At 65.7% G+C, this 14051-nt stretch carries 13 protein-coding genes and 1 pseudogene; 3 read left to right on the top strand and 11 right to left on the bottom strand.

Annotation, left to right across the window (positions count from 1 at the left end; translation table 11 throughout):
- Window positions 1–83: 83 nt before the first annotated feature.
- From hrpB to C2U70_RS27190, 3 genes are all read left to right on the top strand, one after another.
- Window positions 84–2558, top strand: coding sequence for an ATP-dependent helicase HrpB (hrpB, locus tag C2U70_RS27180; RefSeq protein WP_186294503.1), 2475 nt, complete (start codon window positions 84–86; stop codon window positions 2556–2558).
- Window positions 2559–2686: 128 nt separating this feature from the next.
- Window positions 2687–3199, top strand: a complete 513-nt coding sequence (locus C2U70_RS27185) for a TIGR02281 family clan AA aspartic protease (protein WP_140981703.1) — start codon at window positions 2687–2689, stop codon at window positions 3197–3199.
- A gap of 178 nt (window positions 3200–3377) precedes the next feature.
- Window positions 3378–4877: a phosphomannomutase/phosphoglucomutase gene (locus C2U70_RS27190; RefSeq protein ID WP_140981704.1), complete on the top strand. Its 1500-nt coding sequence runs from the start codon at window positions 3378–3380 to the stop codon at window positions 4875–4877.
- 46 nt (window positions 4878–4923) lie between these two features.
- Here the strand turns inward: C2U70_RS27190 and C2U70_RS27195 are convergent, their stop codons facing one another.
- The 11 genes and pseudogenes from C2U70_RS27195 to C2U70_RS27245 form a co-directional block, all read right to left on the bottom strand.
- Window positions 4924–6393, bottom strand: a complete 1470-nt coding sequence (locus C2U70_RS27195; RefSeq protein ID WP_140981705.1) for a methyl-accepting chemotaxis protein — start codon at window positions 6391–6393, stop codon at window positions 4924–4926.
- Window positions 6394–6409: 16 nt separating this feature from the next.
- The gene (locus tag C2U70_RS27200) at window positions 6410–6742 is read right to left on the bottom strand and encodes a hypothetical protein (RefSeq protein ID WP_140981706.1); all 333 of its coding nucleotides are present in this window, start codon (window positions 6740–6742) and stop codon (window positions 6410–6412) included.
- Between the two features lie 134 nt (window positions 6743–6876).
- Entirely contained in the window at window positions 6877–7386 is a 510-nt protein-coding gene (locus tag C2U70_RS27205; protein WP_140981707.1) for an Lrp/AsnC family transcriptional regulator, read from the bottom strand.
- Window positions 7387–7454: 68 nt separating this feature from the next.
- Window positions 7455–8399, bottom strand: coding sequence for a sugar kinase (locus C2U70_RS27210; protein WP_140981708.1), 945 nt, complete (start codon window positions 8397–8399; stop codon window positions 7455–7457).
- Window positions 8400–8414: 15 nt separating this feature from the next.
- Window positions 8415–9359, bottom strand: coding sequence for an NAD(+) diphosphatase (nudC, locus tag C2U70_RS27215; protein ID WP_140981709.1), 945 nt, complete (start codon window positions 9357–9359; stop codon window positions 8415–8417).
- A gap of 10 nt (window positions 9360–9369) precedes the next feature.
- A complete protein-coding gene (locus C2U70_RS27220) occupies window positions 9370–9789 on the bottom strand; it encodes an HIT domain-containing protein (RefSeq protein ID WP_186294504.1) in 420 nt (139 codons plus the stop codon).
- A gap of 399 nt (window positions 9790–10188) precedes the next feature.
- A complete protein-coding gene (locus C2U70_RS27225; RefSeq protein WP_140981710.1) occupies window positions 10189–11316 on the bottom strand; it encodes a muconate cycloisomerase family protein in 1128 nt (375 codons plus the stop codon).
- A complete protein-coding gene (locus C2U70_RS27230; RefSeq protein ID WP_140981711.1) occupies window positions 11313–12068 on the bottom strand; it encodes an SDR family NAD(P)-dependent oxidoreductase in 756 nt (251 codons plus the stop codon). The genes C2U70_RS27225 and C2U70_RS27230 overlap by 4 nt, the downstream gene beginning before the upstream one ends.
- On the bottom strand, window positions 12068–12862 hold the full coding sequence (locus tag C2U70_RS27235; protein WP_140981712.1) for an amino acid ABC transporter ATP-binding protein: 795 nt from the start codon (window positions 12860–12862) through the stop codon (window positions 12068–12070). Before C2U70_RS27235 ends, C2U70_RS27230 begins: the two co-directional genes overlap by 1 nt.
- Complete coding sequence (locus tag C2U70_RS27240) at window positions 12859–13521, bottom strand: amino acid ABC transporter permease (RefSeq protein ID WP_140981713.1); 663 nt, start codon at window positions 13519–13521, stop codon at window positions 12859–12861. The genes C2U70_RS27235 and C2U70_RS27240 overlap by 4 nt, the downstream gene beginning before the upstream one ends.
- A gap of 137 nt (window positions 13522–13658) precedes the next feature.
- A pseudogene (locus C2U70_RS27245) lies at window positions 13659–14051 on the bottom strand (transporter substrate-binding domain-containing protein); the annotation flags it as partial.

The following is a 14051-nucleotide window of genomic DNA, read 5'->3' on the forward strand; positions in this document are numbered from 1 at the left end:
CCCGGCCATCCACGTCTTGTTCACTTGCAACCAAAGAACGTGGATGCCCGGCACAAGGCCGGGCATGACGAACGGATAGAATATTGCCCCGCAGCTTCGACACGCCCCTTCCGATCGACGCCGTGCTCGACGATTTGTCGCGCACGCTCGATCAGAACAACGCCGCCGTGCTGGTGGCGCCGCCCGGCGCCGGCAAGACCACGCGCGTGCCGCTGGCGCTGCTCGATGCGCCCTGGGCTGCGGGCAAGAAGATCATCGTGCTCGAGCCGCGGCGCATCGCGGCGCGCGCCAGCGCCGATCGCATGGCAAAATCGCTTGGCGAACGCGCAGGCGAAACCGTCGGCTATCGCGTCCGCTTCGGCTCGAAGATATCGCGTGCAACGCGTATCGAGGTGGTGACCGAGGGCATCTTCACTCGCCAGATCCTCGATGATCCTGAACTGACCGGCATCGCCGCCGTGCTGTTCGACGAATTCCACGAGCGCTCGCTGGATGCCGATCTCGGCCTCGCGCTGGCGCGCGATGCGCAAATGGGCTTGCGCGAGGACCTGCGCATCCTCGTGATGTCGGCAACCCTCGACGGCGCGCGGGTCGCAAAGCTCTTAGGGAGTGCGCCCGTGGTCGAGAGCGAGGGCCGCGCCTATCCGGTCGAAACCCGCTATCTCGGCCGCAAGTCCGACGTGCAGCTTGAGCGGCAGATGGCGGATGCGATCGCGTCCGCGCTGCGCGCAGACGGTGGCTCGGTGCTGGCGTTCCTTCCAGGTGCCGCCGAAATCCGTCGCACGCAAACCTTTCTCGCCGAGCGCGTGCAGGATGCCAACACCGAGATCGTGCCGCTGTTCGGCGCGCTCGACGCGGCCGTGCAGGACCGCGCGATCGCACCTGCGCCCAAGGGCACGCGCAAGGTCGTGCTGGCAACGTCGATCGCCGAGACCTCGCTGACCATCGAAGGCGTGCGCATCGTCGTCGATTCCGGTCTCGCGCGTGTTCCGCGCTACGAGCCGGACATCGGCCTGACGCGGCTCGAGACCGTGCGCGCCTCGCGCGCTGCGGTCGACCAGCGCCGGGGTCGCGCCGGCCGCACCGAGCCTGGTGTCTGTTATCGCCTGTGGGACGAACCGCAGACAGTTTCGCTCGCACAATATACGCAGCCGGAAATTTTGAGCGCCGACCTGTCGTCGCTGGTGCTCGATCTCGCACAATGGGGCGTCAGCGACCCCGCCGCGCTGTCGTTCCTCGATCCGCCGCCGGGTCCGGCGTGGAAGGAAGCCACAATCCTGCTCGCCGAGCTGAACGCGATCGATGCCGACGGCCGCATCACGGCGGAAGGCAAGAGCCTGCGCGCGCTGGCGCTGCCGCCGCGGCTCGCCCGCATGATCGTGGATTCGAACAGGTCCGGAGAGGGCGAAGCCGCCGCCGAGATTGCCGCCATCCTCACCGAGCGCGGGCTCGGCGGCGACACCGTCGATCTCGACCACAGGCTCGATCAGTTCCGCCGCGACCGCTCGCCGCGCGCCTCCAGCGCTCGCGATCTGGCACGGCGCTGGGCTGCGCAGGTCGCTTCATCCGGGAAGCCGGCAGAGCAGGGCCAGCTCAGTACCGGCGTGATGCTAGCCTATGCTTTCCCGGATCGCGTCGCGCGCAACCGCGGCAATGGCAGCTTTGTGCTCGCCAACGGCCGTGGCGCCGCCGTCGAGCAGACCTCGTCGCTCGCGCGCGCGCCCTATATCGCGGTCGCCGAGATGACGGGAACGGCGGCCAGCGGCCGCATTTTGCTGGCGGCGCCGATCCGCGAGGCCGAGATCGAGCAGCATTTTGCCGAGCACATCGAAACCTCCGATGAGATCTTTTTCGATCGCGGCGCCATGGCGCTGCGCGCGCGGCGCAAGCGTGTCCTGCATGCGATCACGCTCGCCGAAGCACCACTCACGATTTCACCGTCTGCCGAAACCGCTCGCGTTCTCGCCGACGGCCTGATTGCAGCAGGGCTCGACAGGCTGCCCTGGTCGAAGCAGGCCATCCAGTGGCGCGACCGCGTGATGTTTTTACGCAAGGCCGAAGGTGAGAGCTGGCCCGATCTGTCCGACGCGGCGTTGATCGCGCGGCGTGAGGATTGGCTGGTACCCGCGCTCTACGACAAGACGGCGCTGAAGGACGTCTCGGCCGGCGATCTGTCGGACGCGCTGATGGGCCTGCTGCCGTGGGATCAGCGCGCGCGGCTCGATCGCGAGGCGCCGACGCATTTCGAGGCGCCGACCGGCACCATGCTCGCGATCGACTATGAAGCCGAGCAGGGGCCGACGATCGCCGTGCGCTTGCAGGAGTTGTTCGGGCTCAACACCCATCCCTCGATCGCGGCGGGAAAAGTGCCGCTGGTGCTGGAATTGCTGTCGCCTGCGCAGCGCCCGGTGCAGGTGACGCGCGATCTGCCCGGTTTTTGGCGCGGCAGTTACGCGGCGGTGCGCTCCGATCTACGCGGTCGCTATCCGCGCCACCCCTGGCCCGACGATCCCGCCAATGCGCTGCCGACCCGGCGCGCCAAGCCCCGCGGGACTTGAATCGCGCGCAGGCGCATTAACCGTTCGCTCATCCTTTTCGCCAAAATGACCGCGTCCCGGCCGCGGCGTTACTCGCGGATGGGGGCCTGCCGTGGTGTGATCGTGGTTTGAGTTCCGAGTGGTGTGTCATGCGTAACATTATGATCTTCGCGGCCATCATGATCGGCCTCGGCACCTTCATGGCCCAGATGGCCGACAAGATGAGCGCGGCCTCGGCGACCACCTCGCCGCAACGGACCATCGCCGTCGCAACGCCCGTGCAGGCCGGCTATCGCAGCTTGAGCATTCCCCGCGACGCCCGCGGCCATTTCCAGACCGAAGGCCGCATTGATGGCCAGCGCATCGGCTTCATGGTCGACACCGGCGCGTCGGTCGTGGCTCTGAACGAGACGTCGGCCGCTCGCTTCGGCCTGCGTCCGGCCCGCGGCGACTATAACGCCAACGTCACCACCGCCAACGGCACCATCAAGGCCGCGCGCACTCGCCTCGCCATGCTCGAGGTCGGCGGGATCATCGTGCGCGATGTCGATGCCATGGTGCTGCCGGACGAGGCGCTGTCGGAGAATCTGCTCGGGCTTTCCTTCCTGTCCCGGCTCAAGCGTTTTGAGTACGCCAACGGCCAGATGGTGCTGGAGCAGTAACTCCAGCCGGTATTTCTCGATATTGCCGTCGTTTTGCCCGTCCCCGCGGCGGTTAAGGTTTCCTTGTTACCAATCTGCCGCAATTATCGGCCATAAGCTGCCAATCCCGCCTTCCGCCAGCCCCGCGCATTCGCTAAGGCTGCGGTATTCCTCTGTCGATTAACGAGACCGCTCTCTCATGTTCCCCAAGCCGAAATCCGTGCTGCTGCCCAACACCTATGCCTTCGAGTCCGAACCGATGGTGAAGGCCACGGGTTTCCGCGAATATGACGCCCGCTGGCTGTTCCAGAAGGAAATCAACCTCATGGGGGTGCAGGCGCTTGGCATGGGTCTGGGCGCGCTGATCGCTGAATTGGGCGTCAAGCAGGAGATCGTCACCGGGCATGATTTCCGCGGCTACTCGGCCTCGATCAAGTACGCGCTGATCTCCGGCCTGATGGCGGCCGGCTGCAAGGTGCATGACATCGGCCTTGCGGTGACGCCGATGGCCTATTTCGCCCAGTTCGATCTCGACGTGCCCTGCGTCGCCATGGTCACGGCCTCGCACAACGACAATGGCTGGACCGGCGTGAAGATGGGCGCCAACCGCCCGCTCACCTTCGGCCCGGACGAGATGACGCGGCTGAAAGAGATCGTGCTCAACGCCGAATTCAGGAACAAGGCCGGCGGCGCCTACCACTTCCACGAGAACTATCCGGCGCGCTACATTGCCGATCTCACCAACCGTCCGAAGTTGAAGCGCAAGCTCAAGGTGGTCGTGGCCTGCGGCAACGGCACGGCGGGTGCGTTCGCGCCGCAGGTGCTGGAGGCGATCGGCTGCGAGGTGATCCCGCTCGACACCGAGCTCGACCACACCTTCCCAAAATACAATCCGAATCCGGAAGATATGGAAATGCTGCACGCGATCCGCGACGCGGTTCTGCATCACAAGGCCGATGTCGGTCTCGGCTTCGACGGCGACGGCGATCGCTGCGGCGTAGTCGACAACACCGGCGAGGAGATCTTTGCCGACAAGGTCGGCGTGATGCTGGCGCGCGACATGTCGGCGATCCACAAGGATGCGCAGTTCGTCGTGGACGTGAAGTCGACTGGCCTGTTCGTGACCGATCCTGTCCTGCAGAAGCAGGGGGCGAAGGTCGCCTACTGGAAGACCGGCCATTCCTACATGAAGCGCCGCACCCACGAGATGGGCGCGCTCGCTGGCTTCGAGAAGTCAGGCCACTTCTTCTTCAACAAGCCGTATGGACGTGGCTATGACGATGGTCTGGTCTCGGCGATCGCGATCTGCGACATGCTCGACCGCGCGCCTGGCAAGTCGATGGCTGATCTGAAGAACGCGCTGCCAAAGACCTGGTCGTCGCCGACGATGTCGCCGCATTGCGGCGACGAGGTGAAGTACGGCGTCATCGACCAGGTCGTGAAGCATTTCGAAGGCCTGCAGGCGAAGGGCGCGAAGATCGGCGGACAGTCGATCCGCGATCTCGTCACCGTCAACGGCGTCCGCGTCACGGTGGAGGACGGCAGCTGGGGCCTGGTCCGCGCCTCCTCCAACAAGCCGGAGCTCGTGGTGGTGGTCGAAAGCCCCGTCTCCGAGCAGCGCATGCATGACATGTTCGAGATGGTGAACAGCGTGCTGCGCACCCATCCCGAGGTCGGCGAGTACAATCAGAAGATCTGACGCGGCCGCGCGAGCGCGGCCGATTCAGTCTGCGTCGCTTAGTCGCTTACGCCACCCGCAGCGATCCCAGGAAGCCGTCGACCTCCGCCTTGAGGCGCTCCGACTGCGACGACAGTCCGGATGCAGCTTCGTGAATCTTCGATGAATTCGCGCCGGCCTGGTCGGACGCCTTGGTGACGCTGAGGATGTTGTCGTTGACCTCGCGTGTGCCGGTCGCGGCCTGCTGCAGGCTGCCGGCGATCTCGCGCGTCGCCTGGCCCTGCTGGTCGACGGCGGTCGAGATCTGGCTGGAGATCGCATCGATCTCCGCAATGGTCGCGCCGATCGCCTGAATGGCTGTCACGGCCTCGCTGGTCGCGCCCTGGATGCTCTGGACCTGCGCCGAAATCTCTTCGGTGGCCTTGGCGGTCTGGTTGGCCAGCGCCTTCACTTCGCTCGCGACGACCGCAAATCCCTTGCCGTGCTCGCCGGCGCGTGCCGCTTCGATGGTCGCGTTCAGCGCCAGCAGATTGGTCTGGCTGGCGATGCTCTGGATCAACGTCACGACCTCGCCGATCTTCTGCGTGCCGGTGGCGAGCCCTTCGACCACCTCATTGGTGCGGCGGGCTTCGTCCGCGGCCTTGGTCGCGATCTCGGCCGAGCGGGACACCTGCTGGGTGATGCTGCTGATCGAGGCCGTCAGTTCCTCGGTCGCGGCCGCCACCGTCTCGACATTGCTCGAGGCGCGGTTCGAGGCCGCGGCTGCGGCTGCCGTCTTCTGTGCGGTATCGGCGCTGTTGTTGCTCATCGACGAGGACAGGCGCTGCATCTCGCCGGCGGCGACGGCCACCGCCTCGACGATGCTGCCGACGCTGCGCTCGAAGCCTGCGGCCAGATCGCGCCGGGCCTGGTCGCGGTCCTGTTTGGCGCGCCGCTCGACTTCGCTCCGCTCGCCATTGGCGCGGGCCTCGGACGCGAGCGCGGCCTGGGCTTCGGCGGTCTTCACGGCGGTGGTCTCGAACAGTTCAGAGAGCTTGTGCGCGAGCGCAATCAGCACGCCCGCTTCCATCAGCAGGATGACGGCGTGCAGCACGACGCGGCCGAGATCGGAGCCGCCGGGATAAATCGCGGCCGGCAGCAAAAAGTTCAGCGCGAGGTGATGCAGCGCGACCGCGACGGTGGCGGCGACGATCGGCCGGACGTCGCAGTAAGCGACGAGGCAGGCGAGCGCCGCGAAGAAGTACATGTGCATGTCGATCTGCCAGGCATGGCCCTCGAACTGCCAGGCGAACATCGACACGCCGCTCATCAGCGCGACGGCGAAGACGAGGCGCGTCGACAGGCCGTTGCCCGACAAACGCCAGGACAAGGTCGCTGCGACCGCGGCGATCGCCATGAACAGCGCAGGCACGAACCCGGCCTTGCCGAGCGAGAGCCCGATCACGGCGCTGATGGGCACATGGAGCCACAGGATGACGAGCAGGACCTTGCTCGTGGTCTGACGCAGCGTTTCCAGCTCGTTGCTCTCGACAGTCATTCTGTGCCCCCAGTATTCACTTGCCAAAACATGCAGCGATCGCCTGCACGTCCATGACGAGGAAGGCGCCGGCTTCGGTTAGCCGCGCCAGCCCGCCATGATCATCCGGGCGAACGACGAGAAGGGTGGGAAGGGCCGTAGACCGCACGATCTCCGCCTTGGCAGTTGCAGCAGCCTCGAAAACCTGCTGTGCGCTCCACCACGGCGGAAACGCGACGGCCACGACCGTCGTACCCGGACGAACCTGCAAGGAGAGAACAGCGATCACGATCCAGCCTGCGACCAGCAGCACGACGGCATTCAACCAGGCCGTCCACCGCCGGGGCAGGATCACCGTTTTCCCCTCCATGCCGCGAAACTAGGCGGTTAAGTCTAATTCTCGGTAAACGGTCCCTTACGGGAACACCGGCGGAGGCGTGTAAAAAAGCCGGCGGCGAGGGATTCACCACCGGCTCTTGAATTCGAATGATCGGAAAGGCTGGCTTACGCCGCCACCACCGCCGGGATCGGCAGCGTGGTGACCGACTTGATCTTCTCCATCGCGAAGCGCGAGGTGACGTTCTTCAGCGGCACGGCGCTGATCAGCTTCTTGTAGAACACGTCGTAGCTCTGCATGTCCGCGACCACGACGCGGAGCATGTAATCGACGTCGCCGGCCATGCGGTAGAATTCCATCACCTCGGGCATGGCGCTGACGGCCTCGGCGAACTTCTTCAGCCAGGCGTCGGAATGGTCGGCGCTCTCGACCGATACGAACACGGAAATGCCGAGCCCGATCTTGTTCTGATCAACGAGGGCGACCCGCTTCAGGATCACGCCGTCGGCCTCCAGGCGCTGGATGCGCTTCCAGCAGGGGGTGGAGGACAGGCCGACCCGGTCGCCGATCTCGGCGACGGACAACGAGGCATCGTCCTGGAGCACCATCAGGATTTTTCGGTCGATGGCGTCGAGGCGGCGGCTGGTCTCGGGGAGCTGGACAGCGAGTTCGGTCATTTCTTAGAACTTTGTTCCATTATGAAGGCCACTTTCCCTCATATAGAGAAAATTCTTCTATCGCAAGCCTATAATCTCGGCGCGACTGCCGCACCCCCGCTCGGCACGGTTCGCAAAAGCTCCATCACTTCAAAGCGTTGCGGTGCGGACGAGCCGCCACCATGGCGGGTGCATTTCAGCGCTGCAGCCGCCGAAGCGAATCGCAGCGCTTCCCGCGCGTCCTGGCCCTCGGCGAGCCCAAGCGCGAAGGCGCCGTGGAAGACGTCGCCTGCCCCCAGCGTGTCCACGGCCTGGACCGGGAAGGCCGGCGTTTCCTTAAGCTCGCCCCTCTCGTTCAGCCAGATCGTTCCCTGCGGCCCGCGGGTGGCGGCCAGGAAGGCCGGTGTAACCCCCGAGAGGTGCTTCAGGGCCCGGCCGTCATCGGCAATTCCCGCGGTCTCCTGCACCTGTTCGCTCGCAAACAGAATGTGTGAGGCCGCTCTGAGCAGGGCGTCGTCCAGCGCCATCGCGCGATCGACACCGGCGATGACGGGAATGCCCCGCCGGCGCGCCGCATGACAGAGGTCGATGCAAAACACCCCGCAGCGGCTTTCGACGAGGATCGCCTGGCAGTCGGCGAGCAGTGCGTCGGCGTCCGGCAGCGTCACGCGCCACAGGCCGGGATCGCGATAGATGGTGAGCGTCCGCTCGCCGGTCGCGTCGATCGTGATGGCTGACACCGGGGTCATCACGCCTGGCATGCGCACGATATGCCTGGTCTCGATGCCCTCGCGGGCCATGTGGTCGAGGATGAAGCTGCTCGAGGTCTCGGCGGCATCGCCCATGGGACCTGCCAGCGATGCGCGGCCACCGAGACGCGCGATCGCGATCGCGGCATTGAGCGCGTTGCCGCCGCAAATCTCGGCAAGGCCGCTGGCATTGGCCTTGCTGCCGCGCGCAGGCACACTCTCGACGCGGAACGTCAGGTCGCGCACGGGAATGCCGATGCAGAGAATGCGCGGCGGAGCGGTCATGTCGATCTTGATCTGTCAGGCGCCGTCCTTGCCGTGCACCCAGCGTCCGAGCAGATGATGGGCAATGGCAAAGGGGTGCGGACCCGCAAGCCCGTCGGGATGGGTCCGCTTCAGCATCAGGGCCGCCTCGTCGCGCGTGAACCAGCGCGCCTCTTCCAGCTCGGTGCGGTCGACGACGATGTCTTCGTTCAGCGCCCGCGCGCTGCAGCCGATCATCAGCGACGACGGATAGGGCCAGGGCTGCGTCATGTAATACTGCACGTCCGTACAGCGAACGCCGCTTTCCTCAAAAATCTCACGGCGTACTGCGTCCTCGATCGTTTCGGCGGCTTCGACGAAACCGGCGAGGCAGGAATACATGCCGGGCGGAAACTGTTTCTGCCGCCCGAGCAGGCACTTGTCGCCGGAGGCCACCAGCATGATGACCACAGGATCGGTGCGCGGAAAATGCTCGGCTTTGCAAGCCGGGCAATCGCGCTTCCAGCCGCCTTCCTTCATCGCGCTACGCTGACCGCAATTGGCGCAATAGCCGTGGCGCTGATGCCAGCTCACCATCGACTTTGCCATCGCGATCGCGGAGAGCTGATCCGGCGGGATCGCGCCCTGCATCGCCATGCCGCGCAATTCGGTGACGGCGTAGTCGTCGCGGCCCATCAGCTTTTCGGCCGCGGCCTGCGGCATGCCCATGCCGAACACCGCCGCGCCGTCGCGCAACCCCAGGAAGATCGTGCCGGGATTGGCGCCGCATTTGATCGCCTCGTCGATCGAGAGCAGTGCGCGCACGCTTTCGCCCTCGCGCTTCACCAGCAGCGAGTCGCGGTAGATGACGTAGGCTCGCGATGAGGACTTCTGCTCGAGCGCAAACAGTTTTTCATCGTCGCGGCGTAAGTGCGCGGCACGGTCGAGGACATGGGTGACGAAGGCCGGCTGTCCCAGGGGAAACGCGTCGAATGCTGACATTATTGTTCTTTCAACCCAACCAGATTTTTCGGCGAAGCGCGCTGATGAAATTCTGCACTTCGGTGGCGTCATGCGCCAGCGGCGGCATCACGCCCCAGACCGGGCGAGGCCAGGCGGCGTCGCTGGTCCGGCGCGCGATGATATGGACGTGGAGCTGCGGCACGAGATTGCCGAGCGCCGCGACATTGAGCTTGTCGCATTTGGTGATCTCTTTCAGCGCGCGGGAGACGCGCGAAATCTCGGTCATCAACTGCGCCTGCGCGACCTCGTCGAGATCGATGATCTCGACCGCATCGGCCCGCCGCGGCACCAGCAGCAGCCAGGGATAATGGGCGTCCTTGATGACGAGGACTTTTGACAAGGGCAGATCGCCGATGTCGATCGTGTCCTCTTTCAATCGGGAGTGTAGCGACCAGGCGGGTTCAGGCATGAAGGTTTCCGGAACGCCCGATAGATTCGGGCTTGATGGGGCAAGGCCCTGCTTGTTTGGGACGACCATACGATAGGGAGTCGCCGAGGGGAAGGACAGCACGGCCATGCAGCAACACCGCTGTCGTCCCGGACAAGCGCGCCCCTGGCAAGGCGAAGCGTCGTCCAATAGCGCGCGCCGATCCGGGACCCCCCGCGCGAGCGCTTGCGCTCGTCGCGATAGCCCCAGGGAGAAGTTTGGCGAAGACTCGTGGTTGCCAGCTTCGCGCCACAACTACTTCCTGTGGTTATGGGTCCCTGCCGTCGCCGGCCCCGCGGCGAGACCCACATCGCCGTGGCCGACCCCTGCAAGCGGGAGAGGGAGCGCACTTCACGCGTGGCCGCTGGCAGCCCGACATTATCAGGCTTCCGCGAGCACGCGCGCATTGGCGCGCACGGAGGCTTCGCTGACGCGGATGCCGAGGCCGGGGCCGTCGGGCACCACGACATGGCCGTTGCGGTTGGCGACGGGCTCCTCAAGCACGTCCTCGGTGAGCACGTGATGCGGCATGTAGAATTCGCATCCGAGCGAGATGCCCGGCGTCGCGGCGATGAGCTGCGTGCCGGCGGCGAGCCCGATGCCGCCTTCCCACAGCGTTCCGCCATAGCCGGGCAGCCCTGCAATATCGGCGATCGCCATGATCGCCTGCGCCTCGAACAGGCCGCCCGCCTTCATCAGCTTGATCGAGACGGCATCGGCTGCCTCGCGCCGCACCACCTCCATCATGTCGCGGCGGTCGAAGCAGCTTTCGTCCGCCAGCACCGGCGTCTCCAGCGCCGCGGTGAGCTGCGCCATCACGTCGAGGAATTTGCGCGGCACCGGCTGCTCGATGAAGGTCGGCGCGAACTGCTCGACGTCGCGCAGGACCTTGATCGCGCCGAATGGCGCCAGCGCCTGGTTGTAGTCGACGCGCAGATCGACCTTGTCGCCGAACTCCTTGCGGATCGCCGAGAGATGATCGAGATCCTCACGATGCGGTTTTACGCCGGTCTTCACCTTGTAGATGACATTGCCCTGGGGAACCATTTTGCGCATGCGCTCGAGGTCGGCGGCAAAATCGGGGTCGGCGATCGAGAAGGAGAGGGGAATGGCGTCGCGCACGCGGCCGCCGAGGAGATCGGCGACCGACAGGTTGGCGGACTTGCCGACGATATCGAGCACCGCCATCTCGATTCCCACCTTGGCCTCGGCGTGGCCGACGAGGGTGCGGTCGAGCTCGGCCATCAGCGCGCGCACGCGCTTGACCGGCTTTTTCAGCACGATCGGCCGCAGATAGATGTCGAGCGCGGAGAACGCGGCCTCCGGCGTGCCCGTAAACACTTCCCAAGGTGCCGCCTCGCCCCAGCCGACCACGCCGTCGCTCGACGTGAGCTCGATCAGCACGCGCTTGACGGTGCCCTTGACGTTGCCGACGCCTTGCAGGCGCGCCATCTTGATCGGGCTTTCGATCAGGAACAGCCTGATGCGTTCGATCGTCGCCTCGGTCATGTCAGGCCTCCATTGACGTGCCAGATCTGGCCGGTGACGTAGGATGCGGCGGGCGAGGCCAGGAAAGCGATGACCGCGGCGACCTCGTCCGGCCGCCCGCGGCGCCCCATCGGGATCGACGCCTCCGTCGCTGCGATCTGTGCCGGCGAGAGCTTGCTCTCGGTCGGTTTGTCTTTTGTGATCAGCCCCGGCGTCACCGCGTTGACGGTGATGCCGTCCTTCGCGAGCTCCACGGACATCGACCGAACCAGGGCTTCCAGCGCGGCGCGGCTCGCTGCGGTCGCGGCGAAGGGCGCGAAATCGGGGCGGAAGACATGCGCGACGAAGGAGGACACCGCAACGATGCGCGGGTCGGTCCCGGCGCGCAGCAATGGACGTGCAACTTCGACCAGTCGCGTGATGGCCAGCGCGGATTCATCCATCGCCGTGCGGAACTGATCGGCCGGGACGCCGACGGCGCTGCCGCGACGGGCCGCGCCACCGACCGACACCAGTGCGTCGAGCCGGCCGAAGGCGCGTTGTGCCGCTGCAACCGCATCGCGTGCGGCGCTCTCGTCGGCGAAATCGCCGAGGCATTTTGCAACGCCGGCGCCGCGCGCCTCGGCCTCCGCCGCAGTCGCATCGAGTCCTGCCGTGTTTGCGCGCGTGTGGAGCAATAGCGCTGTGCCGGGGGCGGCAAGCAGCTTTGCGGTGGCCCGGCCGATGCCGCTGGCGGCGCCGGTGACGAGATAGGCGCGATCGATATTTGGCATCACGATGTCACGGGTGCCGGCGGCAGCGCACCGGTGCGGTGGAAATGGCTGAGGAAGGCTTGCGTCGCTGCCTCACGCGGACTGTCGATGACCTGACGTGCCGGACCTTCCTCGACCACGACGCCGTCGCGCATGAAGACGATGCGGTCGGCGACCTCGCGCGCAAAGGCGATCTCGTGGGTGACGATCACCATGGTCATGCCTTCGGCCGCAAGCTGCTGGATGACGTTCAAAACTTCGCCGACGAGCTCGGGGTCGAGCGCCGACGTTGCCTCGTCGAACAGCATCACGTCGGGCTCCATGGCGAGTGCGCGCGCGATCGCGACGCGCTGCTTCTGACCACCCGAGAGCGTCGCCGGGTATTGGTCCGCCTTCTCGGCTAGCCCGACTTTTGCGAGCTGCGCACGCGCCAGCCTCTCGGCGTCTGCCTTCGGCATGCGGCGCACGGTGACCGGCCCCTCCATCACGTTCTGAAGCGTCGTCATGTGCGGGAACAGGTTGAAATGCTGGAATACCATGCCGGTGGTGGTGCGGAAGCGCGCGAGCGCCCTGACGTCGGGGAGCCTTGCGCCGGTGCCAAACTCGAATCGCGTGTCGCCGACGCGGACGCTGCCGCCGTCGGGAACGACCAGCAGATTGATGCAGCGGAGCAGCGTCGACTTGCCCGAACCCGACGGCCCGATCAGCGCCACCACGCCGCCCTTGGCGACGTCGAGGCTGATACTCTTCAGCACTTCGTTGCTGCCAAAGCTCTTGCGCAGCGACTTTACTTCGATCTTGGCCGTGTCGCTCATTCGCTGATCGCCATACGCTTCTCGCCGCGGCGGACGAGGATGGTCAGGGGAATGAGGATCGCCGCATAGGCGACCGCCACGGCGGTGTAAGTTTCGAGCGGACGGTAGCTGTCATGGGCGGCGACCTGGCTCTGATAGACGAGGTCGGGCACCGCGAGCACGGAGACCAGCGAGGTGTTCTTGAACTGGATGATCGACTGGTTCATCAGCGCCGGGATCATGCGCTTGATCGCCTGCGGCAACACGATGCGCCGCATGCTTTGGCCCGGCGTCATGCCGAGCGCGGCGCCGGCCTCCGACTGGCCCTTGTCGATCGAGACGATGCCGCCGCGGATGATCTCCGAATAGAACGAGCCGCCATAGAGCGACAGCGCCAGCGCAGAGGCCGTGATCGGCGTCATCTCGACGCCCGCAAGGATCGGCAGCGCGTAGTAGAACCAGATCAACTGCACCAGGATCGGCGTGCAGCGGAACGCCTCGATGAAGGCGAGCGCGGCCAGCCGCACGGCCTTGAAGCGCGACAGGCTGCCGAACGCGCCGAACAGGCCGAAGACGAGCCCGCACACCACGATGACCACGGTGAAGCCGACGGTGACCCCGAGCCCGTTCAGGAAGAGCCACCGGTAGCTCCAGAGGATGCCGAAGTCCCACTGATACATGCGTGCGTTACTCGTCGTGCGGTGACTTTTGCACCGTCATTCCGGGGCGCGACGAAGTCGCGAACCCGGAATCCAGAGATTGTGGAGCGAGATTCCGGGTTCGATGCGTTGCATCGCCCCGGAATGACAGTGGAAGCTTACAGCGAGACGCCCGGCGGAATGTCCGCTTCCGTCACGCCCACCAGCTCCATGTTGGTGATGATGGCGTTGCGGATGAAGCCGAGGCCTTTGTTGAAGTCGATCCAGGTGTTGACGTAGTCGCGCCAGGTCTTGTCGTTCTCGCGGCGGAAGCCGGCGTTCGACGTCGTGGCGAAGATCGGCGTCGGCAACACGAACTGGCCGAGCGAGGGATTCTTCTTCAGCACGGTCAGCGACAGCATGGTGATGAGGCACTGCGCGTCGACGCGACCGGTCTGCAGCGCGGCGGTGGCGTCGTCGGCAGTCTTCAGCCGCGTGATCTGCGCCTTCGGCGTCAGGCGGCTGACGACCTGGTCATGCGAAGAGCCCTGGTCGACGGCGATCTTGACGTC

Origin of the sequence: Bradyrhizobium guangdongense (genome assembly GCF_006483445.1) — a bacterium.
Classification (GTDB): Bacteria; Pseudomonadota; Alphaproteobacteria; order Rhizobiales; family Xanthobacteraceae; genus Bradyrhizobium; species Bradyrhizobium guangdongense_A.